The sequence below is a fragment of the Streptomyces sp. NPDC054887 genome (assembly GCF_053610585.1).
Map to the genome: position 1 here is coordinate 14,945 of NZ_JBSGYQ010000010.1, position 24,349 is coordinate 39,293.

Annotated in this window: 19 protein-coding genes and 4 pseudogenes; 11 read left to right on the top strand and 12 right to left on the bottom strand. The window is 66.7% G+C overall.

Translation table 11 applies throughout. The annotated features are described in order from the left end of the window. Window positions 1-202: 202 nt before the first annotated feature. A pseudogene (locus ACWGH0_RS07855) lies at window positions 203-459 on the bottom strand (transposase); the annotation flags it as partial. 175 nt (window positions 460-634) lie between these two features. On the opposite strand from ACWGH0_RS07855, the gene ACWGH0_RS07860 reads away from it, so the two are divergent. Further along, the gene (locus ACWGH0_RS07860; protein ID WP_453403279.1) at window positions 635-3,532 is read left to right on the top strand and encodes a helix-turn-helix transcriptional regulator; all 2,898 of its coding nucleotides are present in this window, start codon (window positions 635-637) and stop codon (window positions 3,530-3,532) included. Window positions 3,533-4,717: 1,185 nt separating this feature from the next. On the opposite strand, the gene ACWGH0_RS07865 is transcribed toward ACWGH0_RS07860, so the two are convergent. Next, on the bottom strand, window positions 4,718-6,211 hold the full coding sequence (locus ACWGH0_RS07865; protein ID WP_453403280.1) for an APC family permease: 1,494 nt from the start codon (window positions 6,209-6,211) through the stop codon (window positions 4,718-4,720). A 474-nt stretch (window positions 6,212-6,685) separates the two neighbouring features. Between ACWGH0_RS07865 and ACWGH0_RS07870 the strand changes: the two genes are divergently transcribed. Continuing rightward, window positions 6,686-7,435: an SDR family oxidoreductase gene (locus ACWGH0_RS07870; protein WP_453403281.1), complete on the top strand. Its 750-nt coding sequence runs from the start codon at window positions 6,686-6,688 to the stop codon at window positions 7,433-7,435. A gap of 326 nt (window positions 7,436-7,761) precedes the next feature. Here the strand turns inward: ACWGH0_RS07870 and ACWGH0_RS07875 are convergent, their stop codons facing one another. The 7 genes and pseudogenes from ACWGH0_RS07875 to ACWGH0_RS07905 form a co-directional block, all read right to left on the bottom strand. Beyond that, on the bottom strand, window positions 7,762-8,061 hold the full coding sequence (locus tag ACWGH0_RS07875; RefSeq protein ID WP_453403282.1) for a hypothetical protein: 300 nt from the start codon (window positions 8,059-8,061) through the stop codon (window positions 7,762-7,764). Window positions 8,062-8,273: 212 nt separating this feature from the next. Beyond that, window positions 8,274-8,417 carry a group II intron maturase-specific domain-containing protein gene (locus ACWGH0_RS07880; RefSeq protein ID WP_453403283.1) on the bottom strand — a complete coding sequence of 48 codons (144 nt, stop codon included), beginning with the start codon at window positions 8,415-8,417 and terminating at the stop codon, window positions 8,274-8,276. A 56-nt stretch (window positions 8,418-8,473) separates the two neighbouring features. Next, window positions 8,474-10,372, bottom strand: a complete 1,899-nt coding sequence (locus ACWGH0_RS07885) for a family 20 glycosylhydrolase (RefSeq protein WP_453403284.1) — start codon at window positions 10,370-10,372, stop codon at window positions 8,474-8,476. Between the two features lie 653 nt (window positions 10,373-11,025). Beyond that, a pseudogene (locus ACWGH0_RS07890) lies at window positions 11,026-11,402 on the bottom strand (transposase); the annotation flags it as partial. Between the two features lie 168 nt (window positions 11,403-11,570). Next, entirely contained in the window at window positions 11,571-12,506 is a 936-nt protein-coding gene (locus tag ACWGH0_RS07895) for an ATP-binding cassette domain-containing protein (RefSeq protein ID WP_453403285.1), read from the bottom strand. An 807-nt stretch (window positions 12,507-13,313) separates the two neighbouring features. After that, window positions 13,314-13,466, bottom strand: a complete 153-nt coding sequence (locus ACWGH0_RS07900; protein ID WP_453403286.1) for a hypothetical protein — start codon at window positions 13,464-13,466, stop codon at window positions 13,314-13,316. 490 nt (window positions 13,467-13,956) lie between these two features. Then, on the bottom strand, window positions 13,957-14,289 hold the full coding sequence (locus ACWGH0_RS07905) for a hypothetical protein (RefSeq protein ID WP_453403287.1): 333 nt from the start codon (window positions 14,287-14,289) through the stop codon (window positions 13,957-13,959). Between the two features lie 341 nt (window positions 14,290-14,630). On the opposite strand from ACWGH0_RS07905, the gene ACWGH0_RS07910 reads away from it, so the two are divergent. Continuing rightward, the gene (locus tag ACWGH0_RS07910) at window positions 14,631-15,146 is read left to right on the top strand and encodes an N-acetyltransferase family protein (RefSeq protein ID WP_453403288.1); all 516 of its coding nucleotides are present in this window, start codon (window positions 14,631-14,633) and stop codon (window positions 15,144-15,146) included. 300 nt (window positions 15,147-15,446) lie between these two features. Here the strand turns inward: ACWGH0_RS07910 and ACWGH0_RS07915 are convergent. Then, window positions 15,447-15,791 (bottom strand): annotated as a pseudogene (locus tag ACWGH0_RS07915) (recombinase family protein); the annotation flags it as partial. A 116-nt stretch (window positions 15,792-15,907) separates the two neighbouring features. On the opposite strand from ACWGH0_RS07915, the gene ACWGH0_RS07920 reads away from it, so the two are divergent. The 3 genes from ACWGH0_RS07920 (at window position 15,908) to ACWGH0_RS07930 (ending at window position 17,345) form a co-directional block, all read left to right on the top strand. Continuing rightward, window positions 15,908-16,306 (top strand): hypothetical protein, encoded by a 399-nt coding sequence (locus ACWGH0_RS07920; protein WP_453403289.1) that lies wholly within the window; start codon window positions 15,908-15,910, stop codon window positions 16,304-16,306. Window positions 16,307-16,308: 2 nt separating this feature from the next. Further along, window positions 16,309-16,791 (top strand): hypothetical protein, encoded by a 483-nt coding sequence (locus tag ACWGH0_RS07925; RefSeq protein WP_453403290.1) that lies wholly within the window; start codon window positions 16,309-16,311, stop codon window positions 16,789-16,791. A gap of 347 nt (window positions 16,792-17,138) precedes the next feature. Further along, window positions 17,139-17,345, top strand: a complete 207-nt coding sequence (locus ACWGH0_RS07930; protein WP_453403291.1) for a hypothetical protein — start codon at window positions 17,139-17,141, stop codon at window positions 17,343-17,345. A 1,142-nt stretch (window positions 17,346-18,487) separates the two neighbouring features. Here the strand turns inward: ACWGH0_RS07930 and ACWGH0_RS07935 are convergent. Further along, window positions 18,488-19,323 (bottom strand): IS5 family transposase gene (locus tag ACWGH0_RS07935; protein WP_453403292.1). Its coding sequence is split into 2 segments (ribosomal slippage): window positions 18,488-18,960 and window positions 18,960-19,323, totalling 837 coding nucleotides; the frame shifts between segments, so codons are not numbered across the junction. Between the two features lie 977 nt (window positions 19,324-20,300). On the opposite strand from ACWGH0_RS07935, the gene ACWGH0_RS07940 reads away from it, so the two are divergent. From ACWGH0_RS07940 to ACWGH0_RS07955, 4 genes are all read left to right on the top strand, one after another. Beyond that, window positions 20,301-21,047, top strand: a complete 747-nt coding sequence (locus ACWGH0_RS07940; RefSeq protein WP_453403293.1) for a DUF5753 domain-containing protein — start codon at window positions 20,301-20,303, stop codon at window positions 21,045-21,047. Between the two features lie 425 nt (window positions 21,048-21,472). Further along, complete coding sequence (locus ACWGH0_RS07945) at window positions 21,473-21,709, top strand: hypothetical protein (RefSeq protein WP_453403294.1); 237 nt, start codon at window positions 21,473-21,475, stop codon at window positions 21,707-21,709. A 55-nt stretch (window positions 21,710-21,764) separates the two neighbouring features. Continuing rightward, window positions 21,765-22,382 (top strand): reverse transcriptase domain-containing protein, encoded by a 618-nt coding sequence (locus ACWGH0_RS07950; protein ID WP_453403392.1) that lies wholly within the window; start codon window positions 21,765-21,767, stop codon window positions 22,380-22,382. After that, window positions 22,319-22,537, top strand: a complete 219-nt coding sequence (locus ACWGH0_RS07955) for a group II intron maturase-specific domain-containing protein (protein WP_453403295.1) — start codon at window positions 22,319-22,321, stop codon at window positions 22,535-22,537. The genes ACWGH0_RS07950 and ACWGH0_RS07955 overlap by 64 nt, the downstream gene beginning before the upstream one ends. Before the next feature lie 254 nt (window positions 22,538-22,791). Here the strand turns inward: ACWGH0_RS07955 and ACWGH0_RS07960 are convergent. Further along, window positions 22,792-23,099 (bottom strand): annotated as a pseudogene (locus tag ACWGH0_RS07960) (transposase); the annotation flags it as partial. Between the two features lie 439 nt (window positions 23,100-23,538). Here ACWGH0_RS07960 and ACWGH0_RS07965 point away from each other — a divergent pair. Then, window positions 23,539-24,192 (top strand): hypothetical protein, encoded by a 654-nt coding sequence (locus tag ACWGH0_RS07965; protein WP_453403296.1) that lies wholly within the window; start codon window positions 23,539-23,541, stop codon window positions 24,190-24,192. The last annotated feature ends 157 nt before the right edge of the window (window positions 24,193-24,349 follow it).

A 24,349-nucleotide genomic window follows, 5' to 3' on the forward strand; every position in this document is an offset into this window, starting at 1 on the left:
ATGCCTGAGTGCTTCCGGCGTGGCATGCTACGCGCGTTTCTCCTACCGCGGGAGCGGATTCGGGACGACGTGCCTGAGGGGAGCCGGACATTGCTGAAATGCCGGGCCTGTGCCAGGTGAGCTTGAAGGCTTGGGCCGACACCGGCTACCGCACTAACGACGGTGTCCTATGTGGTGAGTCGGACGGTGCCATCACCTATCCTCACTGTCGTTTGTAGCAACAGAGGGCGGCGCGAGGCCGAGAAAGGCCAGGTAGTTGCGGGGATGTTGTTCGTAGCGGTGGTTGAGTCGGCGGTAGCCGGTCAGCCAGGACATGGTCCGCTCGATGACCCATCTGCGGCGCCCCAGTCGTTCGCTGGACTCGATGCCTTTGCGGGCGATGCGCACGCCGATGCGTTTCCGCGTACATTCCCGCAGGTGGGGAACGTCGTAGGCTTTGTTTGCGTGGTGGCGTTGGGGTCACGAGAATGGTCGATATCCCAATAGAGTGGTGATCAGTTTAGACTGCAATTACACCAGAATGTGATCATTCGCTGCGAGAGTAAGAACGGTGCATCGTGCTCTCCTGTGGAGGTCAGGTGTCTAGCTGTCTCCTGGTGTCTAGCTGTCTCCTCTGGTATGACGGGAGCGTGGGATGGTCGCCGACCTTGCTGCCGCAAGCGCGGAGTTTGCGTTTGTAGGGCGTGAGCGTGAGCTGGCCTCGCTGGTGGCCGCTCTGCGGGGGCTGCCGGCGGTCGTGATCGTGGAGGGGGAGGCGGGGGCGGGGAAGTCCCGTCTGGTCGCGGAGGGTGTGCAGGTGCTGGCGGACAGTGGCACGCGGGTGCTGACGGGTTTGTGTCACCCCTTGCGAGAGCCGTGTCCGTATGGTCCGGTGATGGAGGCGTTGCAGGGCGTCTCGCACTCGTTCCCGGCGGCCAAGGCCCTTCCCGGGCAGGCAGCGGCGCTGTCGGCCTTCCTCCCTGAGCTGGTCCCCTTCCTGCCAGCCGTTCCCCCCATCGATGACATTCAGCAACCGCCGAGAAGGCTGGTGGCCGATGCGCTGCGGGCGCTTGTTGAGGCATTGGTGCCGTGTGTGCTGGTCGTGGAGGATCTGCACTGGGCGGACGAGGCGACGCGGGAGATCCTCTTCCTCCTGGCCACTACGCCGCCCGACGGTCTGGGTCTGGTGCTCACCTACCGGAGGGATGATCTTCCGGCGCGGATGCCGGTGCTAGGCAGCCCCTACCGGCGGCCGAACGGCGTTGGCGGGGCGGAGATCCGCTTGCACCCGCTCAGCAAGGGCGAGGTGAGGGAGTGGGTGAAGGCCGCTCTGGGGACCCAGGCCGGGAGTGGGCTGGCCTCTTTGCTGTTTGCGAGGAGTGAGGGGCTTCCGCTGGTGGTGGAGGAGGATCTGCTGACCTTGGTGGAGCAGCAGCGGCAGGCCACTGGGGGGGTGGGTGATCCGGGGGTGTCGTTGGCGGGTGCGGCGGTGCCGCGGGCGTTGCGCGAGGCCGTGCAGGAGCGGCGGGCGACTCTGCCGCCGGCGGCGGTCGCGGTGGTGGAGGCCGCGGCGGTGCTGGCGGTCCCGGCCGACCAGCAGCTGCTGGCCGAGGTGGCGGGGGTCAGTGCGGATGAAGGGGCGGAGGGTCTGACGGCGGCGTTGCAGGCGACGCTGCTGCGGGAGACCGAGCCGGGCAGGTACGGGTTCCGGCATGTGCTGGCGCAGCAGGCGGTGTATCAGGCGCTGTTGGGCCCGCGGCGGCGGGCGCTTCACCGTCGGACGGTCGCGGCGCTGCGGGCGCAGGCAGCTCCGGCTCTGGTGCAGATCGCCCACCACACCCGGGCTCTCGGCGACACCGCGTCCTGGCTGCGCGAGGCCGAGGCCGCCGCGGACGAGGCCATCGTGCTCGGCGATGACGGCATCGCCACCGCCATCCTCAACGACATCCTGGACCAGCCCCGTATAGACCCCGAGCTGCGCTCCCGCGCCGCATTGGCTCTGTCCAGCATCGCACCCAAGTCCACCACCTACGCCGCCACCATGAAGACGCTGCGCAGGATCGTCGACGATCCCCAGCTGCCCCGCCAGACCTGCGGCCGCATCCGCGCCGCACTCGCAACGCTGATGGCCAACCAGATGCGTGACCGCTCTGGTTTCGCGGAGATGCGGCGGGCGGTGGACGAGCTCGAGTCCTGGCCCGTCTACGCAGCCCAGGCCATGACCGGCCTGATCTGGAGCCGAAGCGCACAGACTCCGGACCAGAGGGAAGAGTGGGTGGTGCGGGCTGAACGGACACTGCAGGACTGCGAGCAGCACGAGGGCTACCCGGCCGCGTTCGCCGGGGTCCGCACGGCGCGGATCACCCTGATGGCAATCCGGGGTGATGCCGGTCTGTGGGACGCAGTAAACGCACTGCCCCGCCACTCCGCCGACCCTCAAGAGCACCGCCAGACACTGATCGCGCTCTTCAACGCCGGCTCCCACGCACTCGAGCGAGGCGAGGACGCGCGCGCCGAGACCGTGCTCCGGGAGTGCCTGCGACTGGCGGAGCACGGAGGCGACCCCTCCCTGGAGTGCTACGCCCGCACCGCACTGCTCACACTAGACTGGTTGTCAGGCAAGTGGACTAATCTACAGGACAATTTCAGCGAACTTGCAGCCCAGTTCAGCCACATGGACATTGTCCGGACGTTTCGTGCTCTCATGCTTGGGCACCTCGCCGCCGCCCGTGGCCAGTGGGCGACGGCCCTGCAGCACTTCGCCGTTGTCGGCGCCGCCGCTGAGAGAGACGCCCAAGTGATCGTCTCAATCATGGCGGCCGTGGGCGTTGGTCTCGTGAAGCTGGCGCAGGGCGAGGCCGAGGCCGCGTGGAGCACCCTCACCCCCGCGGCGGAAAGCTTCCGCGCCTCCGACGCATGGCAGGGGAGCACCAGTCTGCTTCCCCTCTACGTCCAGACCGCGATGGCATGCGGCCACCGGGATGCGGCCGAGCAGATTGTGGCCGAGGCCGAAGCGGCACAGCAGGAGCGGACCGCAAACCATCGGTGCGGGCCCGTTGCAGACGCCGAACTCCACATTGCCCACGGCCTGCTGCTGCGGGAGACGCATCCCGAGGCTGCGGTCGGCCATTTCGAGCAGGCCCGCTCGCTGTGGCATACCATCGGCCGCCCCTACCCCCAGGCCCAGGCCGCTGAAGCCCACGCTTGCGCCCTCGCTGTCACCAACCCCGACGAGGCCGCAACCCTCCTCATTGCTGTAGCCGAGCAGTACCAGCAGCTCGGCGCCACCTTCGACGCCGCCCGGTGCCACCGGACGCTGCGCGACACCGGATTCGCCCCACCCGCCACCCATCGCGGACGCCGCGGCTACGGCACCAAACTTTCCCCACGAGAAACCGAGGTCGCCCAGTTCCTCGCCACCGGCGCCACCAACAAGGACATCGCCGACGCACTCTTCCTCTCCATTCGCACCGTCGAACACCATGTCGCCAACACGCTGAAAAAACTCGGCGTCACCGACCGCGAAGACCTCGCAACCACCCATCCCGGTTAGAGGTCGTATTCTCCCGATGTTGCATTGTAGAATCCTCTGTTTCCTCTGTAGTGTTGGGTCGCGCCAGGAGGTGATGGCTTCGCCGGTGTGGCGGCATGAGGACCATCAGGCGAGGTCCATCATGGTTTCGGGCCTGGAGGTTTGGTAGTCGTGAGCCAGGCGGTGGTGGAGCATGAGCCATTCGTAAGTCCGCTCGACCGCCAATACTTCGGGATCGGCCTGAATCCCCTGCCCAGCTCCGCCTGGAGTTCTAGGTTCCCAGTGGGAACTATCCGGCGGATATCGGCCCGGCCATGGCTGGGCCCCGCAGTGCGGTTCTGGAGTGGGATCTGCTTCCAGGCAACGGACTTCGTCTGCCTGCGGCACTTCTTCTGGTTGTCTTGACGACCATGATGTAGGAGCGCCCCGAGAGGCGAGGTACTCGTCGTGCTCGCGTTGTGTGCGCATTGCGTCGGTGGTGGGGACCGCTCCAGTCAGGTCGATGCCGTCCAGTAGTGGTTGCAAGCAAGTGATCTCATGTGTCTTGGTCCCGACGGAAACCTGGCCCAGGGCGGCGGAGGCGGCGTGGTCGACGGCGCCAGCAAGTGGATCTTCCGGTCGTGCGCGCGGGCGGAACCGCCCAGGGACTTGGCGTCCACCGCGTTCGCCCGCGGCAACCGCCCGCCTGGCTGTGGGCATCAGACGGGCAGCCAGCTCGGTCGAGTACGTCACCGTCGAGGTGTGCGATCCCCGGCGGATGGTGGCTCACCGGGGGCGTGACGTTGGCCGGCGAAGGGGTCGCGGCGGGCGCCGAGCCGAGCCAGGACCGACTGCGAGGCGTCGGCGGCCCGCTCGCTGATCGTCAGCAGGGAGTCGCACCGGTCCGGACCGCAGCAGCGCGGATGGCGAGCGAATGGACCAGGGAATGCAGTCGGGCCCCGCGAGCCGCCGGGGTTCCATAACCGTCGCGAGGCAGGCCTGGGCCCAGGAGAGCGGTCGGAGAACGTCGGCTCGTAATACGCGTCCGCTAGCGGGCGGACACTTCACCGACGTGCTTGTCCGACTATGGGGTCGGAGCCCCAGCAGGACGCGTCTTACCCTGTTCAACGCCCGTGCCTGCCCCTGGATCTCGGGCATACCCACACCGCCCACCCGATTTCTACACCGCCGATTGGGGTGCGGCCGTCCAGGAAGCCAGCACTGGAATTATGGGCGAGGCACCTCGTGTTGGTCATCCAGCAAGGCGTAGGCGCGGGGGCGGTGCGAACGCAACCACACGGCTCGCCATGGGGCGAGCAGCGCCAGCGCGATGACCAACCATGGGAGGCTGTTGGCCATGACGGAACTCGAGCCGGTGAGCGTGTCGAAGTTCCACATGATCAACGTGGTGCCGATGAGTAGGCCGGCAAAACCGATCAGCGGTGCGACAGCCGTGCGCCACCAGTGCCCACCCTCGCGACCGCGGAAGTATGCGAAAACCGCGATGGAAACGAGGGCTTGGAGGAGCACGACGGCGAGCGCTGAGAGACCGAGCATGGTGGCCGTCAGGTTGCGATAGGGATGTAGGTCCGCCACGGCGTAGGCGATCACAACGGCGAGGATCAGGCCGGACTGAGCGATGCTAGCCACGTGCGGGGAGCGATGGCGGGCGTGCACGCGGCTGAGCGCTGCTGGCAGCAAGCCCGCGTGACCCAGCGTGTAGAGGTACCGTGAGGCAACCGTGTGACTGGCCGTCAAGCAAGCGAAGGCCGAAGTGATGACCAACAACTCGAAGACGTACACCATGGCCTGGCCAAGGAACTGGTCCGTAAGTCCGAGGAACAGGGCGCCAGCCTGCTCACCCGCGACGGTGCGGGCATTGTCGACGCCGAGCGCTCCCACCACGAGCCAGGACGTGAGGCAATAGAAGACCCCGATCGCGGAGACGGCGATGTACGTGGCCCGGGGGATACCCCGTCCGGGGTTCTTGGCCTCGTGGGCATAGATGGCAGCCCCCTCGAAGCCGACGAACGAGCCGAAGGCAAACATGAGCGCCACGCCGGGTGCGCCGGAGAATACGGTGCTTGGCTCGAACGAGACTGCAGGGAACGCAGCGGTCCCCTTCTCGATGACGATCGCAAGGTCAAGGATGACCAGCATCAAGACCTCGAAGAGCATCAGGATAACCAGGATCTGGGCAGAGAGATCGATCTGTCGGTACCCCAGGACAGCCATCACGGCGATGAGCACGAAGCTGAAGATCCACCAGGGCGCTGAGACGTCGAAAAGATCGAGGACGACGATGTTCGAGAAGTATCCGACGCCACCTGCGAGGCCTACTGCCAGCGTGTTGTAGGCGATCAGCGCGAGGACGCCTGCGGCCGCACCAGGCGGGCGGCCCAGCGATCTGTTGACGTAGGTGAAGAAGCCTCCGCCTGAGGTGATACGGCGGCTGATCGCGGCATAGCCGACGGCGAAGCAGAGCAGCGTCAGAGTCACCAACAGGTAGGCGCCGGGTACTCCTGCGCCATTTCCAATGGCCAGCGAGATGGGGAGGGTACCGGCCATAGCCAACAGCGGTGCCGCGGTGGCTGAAACCAGAACGACGAGCCTGGTGGTGGAGAGGTTGCCTCGCAGTCCCGAATCGGGATCGGGCATGTCTGACATGGGTTGACCGGAAGCTGAAGCAGTCAAGAGAAACACTTCCTCGTAGGAAGCCACTTCCTCAAAGGAGAGTGATCAGCGGAAGCAGCCGGATGGGGCGGGGCTCCGGTCCAAGGCGTGGTGGTGGAGATGCGAGGAAGCGACCCGCCGCTTTCCGGAGCCTTCCCGCCCAGCCCCGGCGGTATCAAAGGCATTGTTCCATATTGTCTATATCTACTGCGAGATTGCAGGGGGAGTGTCGAGGTCTAGGGCGCTGAGCGGAGAGCGGAAAGAGGCCCCTGGCGTTCACCCGGACGGGCGTCGGGGCCTGTCGTCCTGTGCGTCTGCGTTTCCATTCTCGGTGACACCGCGATGTCTGCCCGCCTGATGCCTGGTGCCACCCGGCGCCAGCCATCGTGTTCATCGTCCCGAGGCCGAGCGATCTCTGCAGACCATCGACTAATCGACCCACCCGGGTGCTTGAGGCGTGCCGTGCGGCGACCGATGCCTGTTTTGGGACTCGTCGTCGAAGCCTGACTGCAGGAGGCCATGATGAAACGGCTCACCGACCAGGTGGCGATCGTCACCGGCGGAGCACGGGGAATTGGAGCCGCGACCGCGCGGCTGCTCGCAGCCGATGGTGCCGCCGTGGTGGTCGCCGACGTCCTGGACGCCGAGGGCGCGGCGCTGGCCACGGAACTCGGCGGCCGGAGCCGGTACACGCACCTCGACGTCACCAGCGAAGGCGGCTGGCAGGCGGTGGTGTCGGAAACGGAACGGGAGATGGGACCGGTCTCGGTGCTTGTCAACAACGCCGGGATCCTCGAGTGGGCCACCATCGAGGAACAGACCCTGGAGTCGTTCCGCCGGGTCGTTGACGTCAACCTGCAGGGCACCTGGCTGGGCATCCGTACCGCTGTGCCGTCGCTGCGCCGGGCAGGCGGTGGTGTGATCGTGAACATGTCCTCCAGCGCGGGGCTGACCGGCTACGCAGGCGTGGGCTCGTACGTGGCCAGCAAATGGGCACTGCGCGGGCTGACGAAGACCGCGGCACTGGAACTCGGTGCCGACCGGATTCGGGTCTGCTCCGTCCACCCCGGTGTCGTGCACACCGCAATGACGGCCGACATCGAAGAGTCGTTCGCCTCCGGACAGCCCATCCCCCGTTTCGGGGAGCCTGAGGAGGTCGCCCGCATGGTCGTCTTCATCGTGGCTGAGGCCACCTACTCGACGGGCACTGAGTTCGTCCTTGACGGCGGCGCGACCAACGGTGCTCCGGCTGCCTTGCCCTCCGGCCGTTGACGAGAAGGCTGGCTTCGCTGCCCGATCGCGCGGGGCGGCGGGCGAGCTTTCCGGGAAGGATGGATGCCCTGGAAGCGCAGGTGAAGGCGCCTTCGGTCCCGGTGCTGGCGTCGGTGGCGGTGCCTTGAGCCGTAGGGTAGTACTCGCGCAGCGAGGCGCGCATCCGCTGGAAGGTGTGGGTTTGTTCCCAGATCAAGGCTGGTGAGCGCGGGCGACGACCTTGACGGCGGGGGCCTGCTCGCTGTCGCCGGCGATCGGCCACAGCGATCGATGCGGACCATGTTTGCGAGGCGCGTGGGTGACGGCGTCCTGGTAGCCGTCGGCGGTCAGAGCCTGCGAGCCACGGTTGTCTCGATCCCGATCACCACATCGGCCGCCGCCAGGATCTCCCCGCCACGGCGGGCGATGAGGGCATGCAGCTTGGCGATGCCCCTCGATGCCTCCGGCAACCGGGCGGCGGTCAGTTGACCTCCCGTGCGGCCCTGGATCTCGAAATCATGGTGGGGTCGGCGCAGAGCGCGGTACTGGGATTCCTCCCAGCCCGTTTCTCCACGCCGCCCTCCCGAACCGGACGTGCGAGTTGGCCCCGCATCCGGCTCTCCACAAGCCCCGTTGAACAGTTGCATTCCTCAGTGCGTGCTGGGCCATGGCGACGGAATCGTCGTCCCTCTGGGCCGATATCGAGTGGTGACTACCGAGCTCGGGTTGAACAGGAGGACGTCCCCGTCGTGAGGCCACCATCCGCCGTCACAGAACCGGCGGCGGAGCTCATTCCACCCCGTGCCGGGGTGTTTGCGGCCACCTGGCGCCAGACGATCATGCGCAGGTATTGGAAGGCTCAAGCGGACCCCCCGGGGCGGAAGTAGGCGGTCCAGCCCCGCAGCACTTGGTTGAGCTTGTGCAGCAGGACTGCCAGCGGCACGCTGACGTTCATTCGGCAAAGCGCCTTCGTCTCATCGTTGAAGAAGGCCTGCCAGAGCACGGTGCACGGACGTCGGGAGAGGAGGTCACCGGCCCGGAGCTCCCGTCGTAAGTGGCTCAGCTGTCTATTATGACGTCCAGCTCCGCCACTGCGGCGTATCGGTTCTCCGGCCCGTGCTCGCTGAGTACACGGAGAGCCACGTGCCGTGCTGTGACCGGCGCGAAAGGCACCACGTACTCGGCGCGGTCGCCGGGGAAGCTACCCGTGGCAGCCTTCTGCCAGGTGACGCCGTCCTTCGAGACCAGTACCTCGTAGGCCTTCACCCGGCCATTGCTGCCACCGTCCTGACGGGCCATGTATCGGATGCCGGCAATTTTCCGCTCGCTCCCAAGGTTGACGGCAAGCTGGTGGGGCATGCGGGCGTCCCAATTGCTGTGCCAGATTGTGTATGGGTCGTTGTCGGCCGCCCTGCTCGCTTGACCGGGTTCTCGCACGGTTTCCTGGGTCGTTGCCGAGGCGATCCATCCATTCTGACTCGACATCCCAGGATTCGCACCGATCTGCGAGTCCAGATTCCCCGGGTCGGGCGTCCGGGCCGGTAGCGCGTCACCCACCTGGTCATACCTGTCGAGGAAGGGGCGCACATCCGACCCGGCGGAAGTGGCCCAGGTCCGCTCGGCGACCACGGCCAGCGGCCGGCGAGCGAAGTAGTCGACCCAGCCGACGGGCATGGTCTGGGTTCGGTCGGACCAACGGGCCACGCGATAGCCAAGGATGCCGGGCTCTTGGACGAATGGGTAGTTCCGGTAGGTGGTGCGTATGTCGAAGAAGCCGTACTGGCCCGGTCTGTCACCCAGCCCGGGGCTCACGTAGAGAGGGCCGTCCTGAGTTCCGATCACCTTGTAGCCCTGTGCAGCTCGGCCTTCAGGGCTCGACAGCCATTCATTGACGATGATTCGCTTGTCCGGGGTGATGCTCGTCGACTGACTGTAGTCCCACCACTGCCACACCTCGGTCGTCTTGCCTGCCGCACGCACCGCCGCATCTAGGTCATTGATGAACTCGACGAGCACATCGCCGGAGTAGGGGTAACCCTTGGCCTTCTGGTAGGCCACGAGCTCCGGACACGACTGCTGTGCCGGCTCCCCCGGTACTTCATCCGTGCCTACGTGCAAGTGCGGACTCTTTCGAAAGATTCCCGCGACCTCGGTGATGAGGTTGCGGGCGAAGGCACGCGTTTCCGGTTTGGTGTAGTCGAGGGTCCACTTGCCCAGGTTCGATCCTTCCCAAGTGTTATTGGGCCGGGCCATCGACTCGCAGGTGAAGGCGAGTTCCGGCTTGGCTTCTCCGATCGCGGTCGCGTGTCCGGGCAGATCGATCTCCGGCACGATCGTTATGCCGTAGCTCTCCGCGTAATCCTCGAGTTCCCGCAACTGCTGAACGGTGTAGTGCTCGGGAGAGACGATCTCCGGGTACCGGTCACTGGCGATGCGATAGCCGTTCCAGTCGGACAGATGCAGGTGAAACGTGTTGAGCTTGTACCAGGCGGCCTGCCGGATCTGCTGCCGTAGGTAGTCCACAGGGAAGTACTTTCTGCCGACGTCCAACATTTGACCGCGAGAGCCGTGCGTGGGCCAATCGGTGGCGACACCGCGGCCCACGGCACGCGGGGTCTTCGTCGTGCGCAGAGCCTGGAGCAGGGTGCGGGTCCCATAGAGCACCGCTTGCCGGGTGCTGCCAGTCACTTTCAGTACCGACCCGACGGCAAGCTCGTACCCCTGCGGTGCGCTGACACCGGTCGGTGTGCCCAGGTTGAGAGAAATGTCGTTCAGCTGAGGGTCTCCCACGACAACCGATGGACGGATGCCCTCCTGCTCGGCGAGCTCTCCGGCCAGAAGGTTAGCGGTGGCAGTGAGCCCTGGCGCCGCAGCCGGAGCGACCACGATGCGGCTCGTGCCGGCCAGCTGCCAATGGCCAGTGTTACCTACCCACGAACGGATGGCCGGTACGGTCACTGGTACAGAGTTCGGTGCTTCTGCGCCCTTGGCCACGTTGCCGGGCACCAAAGCGACCAGTGCGCAAGTGGCCAAGCCCATGGCTATCCATGGTCGTTGCATCTTTGCTCCCTCACGGTGTGACACGAGACCCTCATGCTTCAATGCGCACTCTCGCTGCGTCAATTAGTTCGTAACCGTCGTCTTTCACGCAATTAATGGCACGCTGGTAACATCTCCAAGCAGAGGGCTCCGCTTTCACTTGCGTGCCCGCCCCCGACACCACCCGCACCGCCCGCACCATCCCGCGTGACCCGACCGCGCCCTCGGCTTGATGCCCCCCAGCGAACTCGCCGCCCACTGGCCGATCTCCGCAGCCAAATCCGCTACGCTCAAGCCACCGCCACGCCCTTCTCGGCCCTCGCCCCGGGCGACGATCACCGACCTCACCTACGAAACCCAACTGCGCCCGCGACCTGTCCCGGCGGGACCGCGTCCGGGAGGACTACCAGCGCGAGCGCAACGGGCCGCAGGCCACCACTCAGTCGTCGCCGCAGACCCGCGCCGCGGCCGCGCGCCGGGCCGCCACCGATCGGCCGCCTTCGCGGTCGCCCGATTGAGGGACTGTACGAAGAACGGCTCTGTCTCACATTCGGTGGTAACGGAGTGTGCTGTTATCCGAGGAGGATGCGGTGGCGTAGGAGGGTGAAGCCTGCTCGTCCGTGTATCTGGCGTGCGATCCGTTTGGTTTTGGTGTTGACGCCTTCGGTGGGGCCGTTGCTGTACGGGAGGGTGAGTGCGGCGTTCACGGCGGCGGTATCTCGGTCCAGGCCGCGGGTGAACGCATGAAGGTGGGGCAGGTCGGTTGCGCGGGCCTGGACGATCCAACGGGCGAGCTCTTCGTCGTTGCCTTCGCGGGGCGTCAGGAGTGTGGCGAAGTCCCGGACTCCGGTGGCCAGGGCGGACATCTCCGAGCAGGCTGAGGTGAGCCTGCTCGGAGATCGCGATGACCGGCTTTGAGGTTGTCGGGTCTGGTGAGGAGCATCCGGGCCCGGATGCCGGCGCAGGACATCCTGGGGCTGTGGGCCGGCGGCGAAGGCGCCGAATGGCGCTGACCGCCCGCGCGTCTTCCTCCATGCCTTGAGCGGGTTCTAGGACGGACTGCGAGGCAGCTCGTGCTGGCGGAGGAGGCCATGGCTCTACCTTTCGGTGGGGCGGGTCATGCCTTGTCTGCGACGCTGGGCGAAGCAGGCTTAGGGACGTTCGGGGCCGCGGCGTACTGGGCGGCCTGTGTGTCGAACATGGCGGCATATCTGCCACATTTGGCGATGAGGTCGTCGTGTGTGCCGTGTTCGGCGACGCGCCCTTGGTTGAGGACGTAGATGTGGTCGGCGTGGCGGACGCCGGACATACGGTGGGTGACCAGGACGACGGCTCGATGCGGGGCGGCGAGGCGGCGAATGCGGTCGAACGCGGCGATCTCGGCTTCCGGGTCGAGGGCGGAGGTCGGCTCGTCAACGATGAGGACGCTGTCCTCCTGCGACGTTGAGCTGCGCCAGTGGGTGCGGGCCAGGCCCACCTTCTGCCATTCGCCGCCGGAGAGTTCGATGGCTCCGCGGAACATGCGGCCGAGCATGCTGTCCAGGCCGTTGGGGAGTTTGGCAGTGACGGACCCGGCTCCGGCGAACTCGACGGATGTCTGCAGCTCCTGCGTCGACGACTCGTGGCCGGGGCGCCCGATGCGGATGTTCATCGCGGCGGTTACGGGCCACCGCTGGAAGTCCTGAGTGAGAAGCGAGACGCGGTCGAAAACCTGGGAGCGCTCCAGGCCGGAAACGTCGAAGTCGCCCCACCTCACCGATCCGGTCTGGGGGAGGAGCAGACCGGAGAGGATCTTCATCAGGGTGCTTTTGCCGGAGCCGTTCTCGCCCACCACGGCGATGACCGACCCCATGGGGAAGGTGAGCGTCACCTCGTCCAGGGCCGGTACGTCACGGTCGGGATACCGGTAAGTGACGCGCTCCAGAGAGACCTGTCTCACCTGGGCGGGAAGGGGAGCGCCGGTCTGCGGGATGGCGCGTTGAGCGGCCTCGACCAGGAACTGTCCGTGATCCCGAACATAGAGGGACTCTTCGTGCAGCTGGTTGATGTTCATCACCAGGGCGCCCAGGCTTGCTGACCCGGTCCGTACGGCCGAGCACCAGCTGGATCAGCACGCCGACTGCGTAGGCCTTGGGCCCCGCTTCTGGGAGGCGGCTCTCGATGGATGAGTCACTCGCCTTGTGCCACGGCCAGCGGTTATGGCGCATAGTTGCATTGCTTAGTTCAAATCCCGCTGGTGCGCAGGCCCCGATCAGTCCCCACAACGCGGCCTCGAACCCAGTCACAAAATGAAGATAACGACTTTCCTGGTCAAAGCGTAGAAACCACGCTGACGGTGCGAGTTGCACCGAGAAGCTCAACCGTGGCGCACCGCGCTTGCCCGTACGGCCCTCCGTTCCCCCAGCCGAGCTACACGCCAGGCAGGAGAGTCGGCGTTTGCGGCACGTGACGATCCTGGCCAGTTCGAGGTCACGCGGTGAGGGAGAGGTCGAGTCGGGCGAGGTGGCTGGTGCTGGTTCGGTCAAGGGGACGGCCGTTCCACCAGACAGAGCGCTACCCGCGACAAGAAGATCAAGACCGCGACCGGTGAACACGGCAGGCGTCTGCAGGCCGCGGTGGAAAAGACCTGGCAGCGCAAGGTCAAAGAAGCCGCCCGGGCCCAGGGCCGCCACTCAGAGCGGCATCACCGTCGAGACCCGCGCCCGGTTGGCTTCACCGCCGCCCCCGGGAGCACCGACGACGGCCGGATCCGACTCATCACCCACCACCAGCGCCGACCGGCTCTTCCAAGCCCGGGAGACCGGCGCCACCGATGACGACCTCAAGAACATCGTCGCGCTGGGTCTGCAGGAGCAGTACTTCAGAATTCCTGCCACGCGCCTGCGGTGATGGCCCGCGGCATCATGATGCCGGCGGCCGAGGCCACCGCGGGCGGGATCGGGAGGAGGGAGCCGTCCGCGAATGCCTCTGCTCGCGTGTAGGAGGCGACCACAGGCCCGTATACATCGTCCATGTCACGTGTCCCGCCCTCTCAGCACCTACTTGTTCTGTGTGCTGACTCTCACTCCAGCGACCCGGGCCTTCTCAACAGGGCGTGCCGATGCTCCTCACGCCATGCCAGCGGAAACACAGGCCAACCTTGTGCACCACCGACACCACATGAGACGACGCCAGGGCAAGGAAGCGAGAGTCAGCAGCGGACTGCACCCAGTTAAAGCCGGTCCTGGAGAAGATCAGCGTCCCCGGACCGGACCGGGCAGGCCCCGCGCGAAGCCCGACACCCTCGCGGCCGACAAGACACCCCATGCAGCTATCGGGTCAAGCAGCTGCTGGGAGCGGGGGCGTGACCGGCAGGGCGAAGCCGATACCTCCTGGTCCTGGACGTCACCGCGACGCCGTCGGCGGCCAGAGCTGTCGACCCCGGCCGCCGACGTCGCCCTACGCCGTCGACCGGCTGCTAACCGCCGACATGAGCGACCAAGACCGCGCCGTGGCCGGGCTCCTCAACTACGTCGCCGGCAGGACCTTCCGCTGCGAGAGCACGCGCAGGCCGTGGCCCGCTCCCTGACCCGGTAGAAGGTGTCGTTGCTCAGGACGTCCACGACGATCGACTTTCCGGCGTCGGCGCTCTCGTCGTCATCGACGAGGTCCAGGACCGGCGTAGGCGTGGGCGAGGGCGTCGGTGTGACGGCCTTCTTGACCGCCGGACTCGATGCGGCCGCGACGGACTTGCTGTCACTGGACGCGCCCTCGCACCCCGCGAGCCCGACTGCGACCGCTACGGCGGCGCGGGCGGCCAGCGTGCTGTTCCGGTGTGTGCTGGCTCTCCCTGACATGTGCCCCAAGGCTTTCTGGATCCGGTTGAGAGGGCCTGAGCATGGCACTCCGCTTGCGGTCTCTGAGGGGTAAATGTGGGGGAAGGTCATCCAATTGTGATGAAAATGTGTGTGCGCCCCGAACGGGCTGCGTCCCCGCCTGGCCGCGCGTCAGGTTCGGGGGCTCTGCGCGCAACTCCGTTGCGTAATCAAGTATGCGCATAACGTAATCGATATGGCCTGAACCCTTCTTGAGCCCGGCCAGGGAGCGGCAAAAGACTGCTCCTGTGCCAGAGACAGGCAGGGGCCGGGGAGGGGCCCCGCGCACATCAGCCATGCTCAAAATCTGAGGAGACCGCCACATGTCCGACACCGGGCATCGAAGCAGCGCACACCCCATCACGCTTACCGACGGCACCGCCACCCGGACCCGGGAGGTGGCCCACGCTGACCTCGGCCCCATCCAGGCGCTGCACCGCCGGTGCTCGCTGGGCAGCCGCGCGCTGCGCTATCACGCGGGCAAACTCGAGCTGTCCCGGGCCGGATGGCGGGTGCTGTCCGACCCGGAGCGCGGCACCACCTTGGTCACCACCACCGCCCAGCAGACGGACCGCATCATCGCCATGACCAACGTCATGCGCACCGATCAGCAAGGGGTCGGCGAACTCGCCGTGCTGATCGAGGACGCATGGCAGTCCAAGGGACTGGGCACCGCGCTGGCCGCGCACGCGGCCGATGTGGCCCGCCGGGCCGGCCACCACACCCTGACCGCCTCGGTCGCCGCGGTCAACGCACCCATGCTCCACGTCCTGGAGAGTCTGGACGCGCCGCCCACCCGCGCGACAGGGCCCGTCCTCGACATCCACATACCGCTGTAGCGGACCTCGGGCACCGGTCCGAGCCGACCCGCCACCCGGGCAGCCTCTGAGGCCCACTCAGGCGATCATCTCGCTCGCAGCGCCGACAACAGCGCGGCCGGCGAGGAGTGCAGCGTCTGCCACCGCTCGTCCGGCAACTCCGGATCGACGGTCAGCACGCTGGTGCCCATAGGTGCTCCGGCAGGAGTCTGTCCGGTCGGCCCGCCACATCGCCGCCTCGCCCCCTCCCACACGCGAGTACCAAGCGGGTTGGGCACCACCATCCAGCAGCGCGGCACAAGCCCCAGGCCACAGCCGGTCATCGCCGGTGCGCGGGTGGCGGGCGGTGAGGTCCATCGCGGAGAACGCGCCGTCGTGGATGCGCAGCGCCACCTGCTCGCGGTGCAGGACGTCGAGCACGTCGAGGATGTGCCCGGTGCCGCGGACGAGGCGGAACATCTCGGAGATGTGCACGGTGTCGCCCGGCCGTGCGTAGTCGAGGAGCGCGCGGAACTTCGGGCGCTGGAGGGGGTGGAGGCGGCTGGAGGTGCCGCCGTCCTCCTCGAAGACGACCGCGTCATCGATGCCGGCCTCGTCCAGGACGAGGTCCTGGCGGGCGGTGGACTGCTGGTCGGTCGAGACCCGCTTGTAGACCAGGTTCGCCACCGAGGACCCCTTCCGTGCGGAGGATCGGAACCTATCTGTCGTCAAACCCTGTCAGCAATCGCCATCGGATCTGATTGGATTCGGGCCGCCGCGGACTCCCGGTTCCCACGGGGACGATGCAGCTGGACGACGTCGACCTGGGCAACAGGCGCATCACCGTCGGCGGCCACGTCCGCCCCCTCGATGACCTCACCCGCCGTGCCGTCCTGGACTGGCTCGACTACCGCCGCAGTCGCTGGCCGAACACGGCCAACCCCCACCTGCTGATCACCCAGAAGACCGCCGTCGAACTCGGCCCGGCCGGCAAGCTCTGGACCACCCGAGCCACCCGCAACCTCACCGCCACCCTGGAACGGCTCCGCGTCGACCGACAGCTTGAAGAAGCCCTCACCCACGGCGCCGACCCGCTCCACCTCGCGCTGGTCTTCGGCATCGACGAGAAGACCGCCATCCGCTACGGCGCCGCTCGGCAGCTTCTAGCATCAGAAGCCGAGGAACACCACGAGAGGTCATAGGCATGCGCATCTCAACCGACGACGGCCGATTCGGGCTGATCTTGGCCCCAGCAGGCGACCCCTGGGATGCGCGTTTCTTTCGTTTCCAACTCATCGTGGACTCGATCATCATGGGCGATTCAGAGCCCTGCATCCTCGGCTCGATGATGCTGACACTGCAGAACATGGCCAGGCTTGAGGACCCGCGTCTGGCCCAGCCCGACGCTGACCCGACCGCGACGCTGTCCGTGTTGCGCTCCGATGCCGCCCTAAACGATCCGTCGCTGCTGGGGGCCGCCGAGTCCCTCGACCATTGCCTGGTCCGCGGGTATGTCCACGGCACGAACGCGATCGTGATCGGCGAGCCCGCCGAACCGCCCGTGGGGACGCGCACGCCCCACGTCGCAGTCATGTCACTGCACGACTTTCAAGCGATCGTCACAGCCGCCGCCCACTACTGGGAAGAGGTTCAGCGTGATGCACGGCTCAACACCCTTAACCGATGAGGCAGCACCTTGAGTTCACCCAGAACACACGGGTCGAAAGCCTCCAGAAAGCCTGAACACCCGTCGGTTCCCGACGAAGAACCCTCAGTTTCGCTGAACCCGCGGGACTCGAGGACCTGCGCTCGGGTAGCTACGACGAAGTGACAAGTAACGGCCTGTAGTCAACGTGGCCTTTGGTTTCTTGAAGCCCGACCGGCAGCGCGAGCCGCTCCGGCCACCATGATCAATCTCGCCGTTAACCGCCGTACGGCTACTACTCGCCCCCGGGCGATTCGCATGCGGTCGGGCAGAGGTGGGAATAGCCCAGGTACTCATGTCCACAGAGTGAGCAATCCTCGGGGGGAATCATGACGGGTGACCGTCTCGGTGCGGCCAGCCCAGCTCGCCGCACCCGGCGCCAGAAGATAACGGCTTGGTTTAGCCTCCATCCGATAACGATCGTCATATGGGGCTTTTTGCTGCTGCTGGTGGTGCTGGGCGTGATTGTTGCGCGCACCTACCACGGCACGGGCGAGCCGTGCCCGCCCGACAAGGTCTGTCATTTCGTCCGTTGAGCTTGCCGAACTGGCCAAACTCCCACCGGACGTCGTCCAGGTCGAGCATCCGTGCCTCGTTGATCCGAAGTCCCAACGGCCTGCGGTCACCCGAACCCGAAATAACACGCCGTCACATCGGCTACAGAGAGCTACTTGTCACTTTGCTGTAGCTACCCGAGCGCAGGGCCTCGGAGTGCGGCCTCCCATCTGGCCCGGGTCCGTTGGAGCGCCTGGTGGAGACGTTCGGCCGGTACCTCGAAGACGCCTTCGTGCTCGGGCCTTGATGATCTGCGGCTTTTTGTCGGTGGTGGTTCGGCATCGTGGTGTCAGTGCGGTAGGTATCGGGCTTTGCTGTTCAGTTTGTTGTTGTGGGTGACTTGACTGCTGTCGTAGATGCCGGTCTGGTGCTGACGTTTTTTGGCGATGATGGGGGTCAGTTGCTTGCCGATCGGTACAGAGTGGAGGGAGCGGTGACCCCAGGGAGTCCTCGGCCGTCGACGCGCTCGTCGAGATCCCGTTGATGGTCGGTCGCCTGCCGACCGAGCGCCCCGGTCGCGTCCAAGTCGTCGTATGCGGCCGGGCCCACGAGATGCAGGTACTGAACCTCTCGAAGGCGCAGGCCGGCGAGTGGGCGCTGTCCGGCGTCCATGCGAGCGGTAGGACCGGCCCGCCCTGCACAAGCAGGCCGCCCTCCAGGCCCCGCTCGCCCCGACGCCCGGAGCGGGCCTCCACGGGCCCCGGCCGAGGCCCCTGAGCCGCCCACCGACGCACCGCCGGCCGTGGACCCGGCCTACCCGGACCCGGTGGGCAAGCGCGGCGCTGAACTCCTGTATAGCGTGGGCGATCTCAAGCGCTGGGCGCGCAACCGTCCCTGCGTCGCCGTCGGCTCCACCGACCTGTCGTAACGCCGCCGGGTGACACGAAGGGCCCAGGGGGACCTCGTCGTCCGCGCCCGTGGTGCGACGGACAGTTCCCCAGGCTGCTGGACCGGCATACGCTGCTTATATGCCCAAGGAATCTCGCGAGGCCAAGCGGGCACGGAAGGCGGCGGTCAAAGAAGCCGCGCGGGCCCGTGCCGCTCGCATCCTGGCCGGTGAAATCCCCGACTGCCTACAACAGGCGGTCCCTGCTGTCCGGCAGCCTCAGCCGCCTAAAAGGTCCTAACAAAGGCGTTGGACGTGTCGGTGGGTGATGAGGCAGGTGGCGAGTCCGAGGAAGGCTTCGTGGATGTCGTCGCGTCGTTCCCATCGGATCCGTAGCCGGTGGAAGCCGTGGAGCCATGCGATGGTCCGCTCTACGACCCACCGGTGAACGCCGAGGCCGGAACCGTGTGGGACGCCGCGGCGGGCGATCACGGGTCTGATGCCGAGCGCCCAGACCAGGCGGCGGTATTTGTCGTGGTCGTAGCCGCGGTCGCCGAGCAGGCTGTGGGGTCGGTTGCGGGGCCGTCCGACCAGGCCGGCGACCGATGGGATCTTCTTCAGCAGGGGTATCAGCTGGGTGACGTCGTTGCGGTTGCCGCCGGTCAGTGAGACGGCGAGTGGGATGCCCTGGCCGTCGACGATGAGGTGGTGCTTGCTGCCCGGACGTGCGCGGTCGACCGGGCTGGGACCGCTTGTGGGCCCCGTCGAGCGGCCCTGACGTGGGAGGAGTCGATCACCGCCCGCGACCAGTCCAGCTTCTTCGCGACCCGAAGCTTCTTCAGCAGCACCAAGTGCAGTTGGTCCCAGACGCCGGCATCGTTCCACGCGGCCAGACGCCGCCAGCAGGTCATCCCGGAGCCGAAGCCCAGCTCCTGCGGCAGGTACTCCCACTGGATCCCGGTATGCAGCACGAACAGGATCCCGCACAGGGCCTGCCGGTCCGGCACCCGAGGGCGTCCCTCCACCTGCTTCGGCGCAGGCTCAGGCAACAACGGCTCGATGAGCGACCACAGTTCATCCGACACGATCCACGGCCGCGATTGACGTTTCCCCACGGCCAGACCAACGACCATCCGAACCGAAAGTCACATGATCAACAGCTTCTGTTAGGACCCCTTAGTGGAGGGGGCGAAGTTGGCGTAGGTCTCGACGACATGCCTACTGCGCCTGCACCCGCCTGGGTGAGGAGCATAGAAAGCCTCACATTCTGGTGGGCAGAGTCCTACCGTGAGCGCATGGGGATCGACTGGGGGGATGTCCTGGCTGGGTGGCACCTTTGCAGCCATCGCGGCCTACGGAGCTGTTGCGACGATGCGGAGTCAACGGCGACAGATTGAGGAGCAGCGCCAGTTCCTTCGTGCGCAGACTGTGCTGCTCGGCCTGGATCATCGGGAGCGTACACAGGCACAAGCGCTCAAGGTTTCACTGGAGGCACGAACCAACAAGGACTTGGGGAAGCACTGGTGGGCCGCGTATGTCGACAACTGGAGTGACGCGCCAATATCTGACGTGCAGCTTTCGTTCGGTGTCGCTGCGCCAGAGTCAGCCGGCACCAGGCATGGGGGCGCCGCCGGTGGGGCCCTCGAGCTAAGTTGGTTCCTGAAGCGGCCACGCTCGGTAGATCTTGACGCTCACATTTCGATCGGCGCGCGGTCGCGTGTGGTTCTTCTCTGATTCGTGGCGTGAGCACCAGCAGCCAGGGCTGGCGCCGATTCTTGAGTTCACCGACACGAATAACCTGCGATGGCGGCTTGATCACTACGGCGATCTGACCGAACTTGGGTCAGGCGACAGTGGCGCTGCTTGACTCCCATTCGTGGGAGGCAGGTTTGGCCCCTGTTCTATAGCAACGGGAACCAGGCCCCTTGGCCCCAGAACCGAAGGGCGACCGGCATGCCCAGTCGTCCCTGGACTCTCCGGGTCACGCAGCCGGCGGCGGCGTAACGAGCGCGGTCTGCTCGGCAGGTTGGCGCAGTCTCTGTAGCGCGCGCCGGACGAGCCCTCCAGTTCCTGCAAGCAACAGGACCGCGACAACGTCACCGCGGACCTCATGAACGAGAAAGCCCACGCAAAAACGTCACGCATCGAGAACTCCCGGACTGCACCGTCAGCCAAGGACATCCGCCGCTGGTGCGAAGCGTGCGGCGATGTCGCCCAAGCCGCGGACCTCATCGCTCAGTCCCTCAACGCTGAGTCGATGTACACCGAATGGCGCCACCAAGTCCGCAACGGCCTGAAGCAGCTACAGGAGAGCTGGGTCCAGTTCTTCCACGACACCAGTCTGTTCCGCGTCTACTCATCGACGATGGTGCCAGGGCTCCTGCAAACCGAGGGCTACGCCGCCGCACTGCTCAGAACCATCGCGGACTTCCGAGAGATCGCCGTCAACGACGGGGCTGAAGCAGCGGCGGCCCGAGTGGAGCGGTCCCGCGTCATCCATGAACCAGGGCACCGCTTCGTCCTTCTGGTCGAGGAAGCGGCCCTGCGCTACCAGCTTGGTGGCCCGGATGCGATGGCCGCACAGCTCGGCTACCTCCTGACCGCTGGTGCGCTGCCCTCCGTGTCGCTCGGCATCATTCCCATGAGGACCAAAGAGCGACGGATCTGGCCACAAGAGACGTTCCACGTCTACGACGACAACCTGGTGTCCGTTGAGATGCTCTCCGCGCAGGTGAACATCACACAGCCAAGTGAGATCGCTCTCTACCTCAAGGCGTTCGAGGAACTGCGCGCCATGGCGGTGTACGGAGCGTCGGCCCGAGCGCTCATTGTGAACGCCATCGAGAACCTGCACTGACCCCATACGCGGAAGCGCCCCCTCACGGCCGGAGCCATGGGGAGGCGCAGACATTGCTCGGCACGCCGCCCCGCACCCGCGCCGCTGCAACCGCCGCAACGCGCCCTGCGGAGCGACTGAGCTCCCGCCCCGGCCGTACGCCGTCGCGGTGTTCGCCGCCTCGAGGTCGCACCCGCGGCCGTTCCACACCGGCCCGAAGTCGGTCCACCTCCTGGAGCCGGAGACCGGCGTCGGCACGGTGGAGCAGACCCGCCAGACCTTCGCAGCCGCCGCCGCGAAGTTGGCCGCCACGATCCAGGGCAGCAAGTGGGCGCGCGCCGCGTCGTACGGCCTCCGTTCGCAACCTGCCCCGGCGACGCCCCGCAGCCGCACGCCCAGCAGCCCGGCACCCAGCACACACCGGGCCGGACCACCGGAGGAGTCACATGATCCCCGCAGAAGAACTGCCCCACCCCGAGGACGCCCTCGCCCGCGCCCACGCGGCCTGCGCGAAGATGGCCGCCGCGCTCAACGAGGACCTGCTTCCTGAGCCTGATGAGCCCCTGGGGTGGCAGCCGGTCTGGAAGCGGCCCCGGAAACTGAAGTCGAAGGCGGACGCGGCCGCGCGCCGCGACGCCCGCGCCCTGTCCCGGGTGTGGCACTCCAGTGCCTGGCTGTGGTGACGATGCCGGGCATCGTCCACCGAGTGGAACCCACAATGTTCTGCATCCGGTGGCGATGCACGACGCCGTATGGGTGAACTTGTACGTGCGGCGGTGGCTCGCCGCCCCGCTCGTCCTGCCCAACGGCTCTCTGCTGGAGCGGGAACGCGGCACCCCGCAAGGGGCCCCGGTGTCTCCCGTCCTGGCGAACCTGTTCCTGCACTACGCGTTCGACACCTGGATGGCCCGGGAGTTCCCGAGCGTCTGGTTCGAGCGCTATGCGGACGATGCGGTGCTGCACTGCGTCACCGAGCGCCAGGCCCGCCATGTGCTGGCCGCGCTCAGAGACAGGCTGGTCGAAGTCGGGTTGCAGCTGCACCCGGACAAGACACGGATCGTCTACTGCAAGGACTCGTACCGGCGTGGCTCCTACGAGCACACGTCGTTCACGTTCCTCGGGTACACGTTCCGTCCCAGGAAGAACCGGAATCGGCACGGCAAGCAGTTCCTGTCGTTCGAGCCGGCCATCAGCAGACAGGCCCTGACCCGGATCGGTCACGAGGTGCGTTCCTGGCAATTACACCTTCGTACCGGCACCTCCTCGGAGACCTCGCCCGCACGATCAACCGTGTGGTCGGGGGGTGGATCAACTACTACGGACGTTTCCGGCCGTGGGAGCTGTTCCCCTTCGTGATGCGCATCAACGCCTACCTGGTGCGCTGGATCCGCAAGAAGTACAAGCAGCTCGCAAGCCGACTGAAGGCCCACGCGAAGCTCGTGGAGATCGCACAGCGGTACCCACGGATGTTCGTGCACTGGCGCCTCACCACCGCCGCCTGCGAGATCTGAAGATCAGAACGACAAGAGCCGTGTAACGGGAGACTTTTACGCACGGTTCTGTGAGGGCCGAGGGGTGAGATTCCCCTCGGCTACTCGATATCGGCCCGTGACCTGTTGGCCAATTCCACTGTGGTCGTACGCGGCTCGGCGTCGTTGATCCGAACATCCGGCCATGTTGCCGTGGACGGACAGCGTCGGGGAGGCGTCAGTGTCGCTGCGTACGAGCGGTCCGGGCCGGTTTCCGGAGAGGACTTGGAGGATCGTCGAAGCCGCCTTGCCTTGAGGCGGTTGCGGACGAGTGTTTCGAGCTGAGGGCCGTGACGGCGAGGTTGGCGAGGCTCCGCTTGTCGTGGGCCCATACCCACTCGACGGGGTTGAGATCAGGTGAGTAGGCGGGCAGCAGGAACACCGTCAGCCATTCGCGCTCGGCGACGAGGTCCCGCATCCTGCGCGAGACGTGGGTGTTCAGCCGGTCCCAGACCAGCACGATCGGCGCCCTGACCAGCTGGTGGACGCCATCGATCAGCACGATGAAGTTCCGCTCGGTCATGCTGCGACGTGTGCCCTTCCCGCGGGATGGTTCCGCAGGACCAGGACCCGCGCGGTGCGCACCGGTTGGGACCGGGGCCGTCGCCCTCGCTCCCCGATCTGGCCTAAGCATGACCGTCACCACGGCCCGATGCCGCCCGGTGCCGGACCTGAGGGCCGAGAGGACTCACTTCGAGACAAGACGTCCCTGCGATCTGTTGCCCCGGCGACAAGAAAATACCCATCGGTTAGAACCTCGGGGAAATCTCACGGGCGAGTATTGCGCGGCCGGTTACTCGGTCGTAGCGTCAATTACGCAAGGTGCTCGACCGGCTGGCTTACCGTCACAGGCCCCGCGTTCCGTGAATTGAGCCGCCCGCAATTCCCCGGCACGTACGATCCGCAGACGTGCCGTGGGCAAGCGGAATCAGAAACGCCCCATCCCCGCAGCTACACCCCATCCCCTCGGAAGGGAACCGTCCGTGCGACGCATCACGCGAATTTCCGCCATTTCCGCCGCCGCAATTCTGGCCGCCGCCGGAGTGTCCGCGACGACCGCCTCGGCCGCACCCCAGGCCCAGTGGACCGTCGCCAATCCGGCCGCCAACGACGCCTTCAGCGCCACGAACGTCTCGGGCGCCAACGCCGTCCTCGCCAACGTCACCACCGGCGCCACCATCACCTGTTCCGTCTACGGCGCCAGTGGCACGGCCGTGGACGGCGTGTACACCAGCGGCACCGGCCTGGCCACCCTCGCCAGCGCCACCTTCGGCACGTCCGCCAGCAAGTGCAACGGCCCCCTCGGGTCGAAATGGGTCTCCTCGTCCGTCCAGCCGATGAAGCTCAACGGCGTCAGCCACCGCGGCGGCGTCACCAAGGGCACCCTCACCGGCATCAAGGTGAACCTCACCGGCACCAGCCTGCTGGGCACCTGCAACGCGACGATCGAGGGCTCGGCGAACACCGGCACCTACACCAACGGGTCCGGTGTTCTGGAGATCATTTCGGACACGTCGCCCGCCCTGACCGTCACCGCCGCCTCCGGTTCCTGCGCCGGGCTGATCAACGTCGGCAACAAGGCGAAGTTCGGCGCCAAATACCAGGTCTCGCCGGTCCTCACGGTCACCAGCCCGTAACCGCCCGTGGCGCGCCCAGTACCGAACCGTGGGGGCGGGCCCCCGCCGGCCGCCCCGCCCCGCGGGGGGGGGGGGCCCCCCCCCGGCGGGCCCCAGCCCGGCCGGGGGGGGGGGGCCCCAGGGGGCCAACCAGAGCGGCCGGGACCGCGGGCGCCCC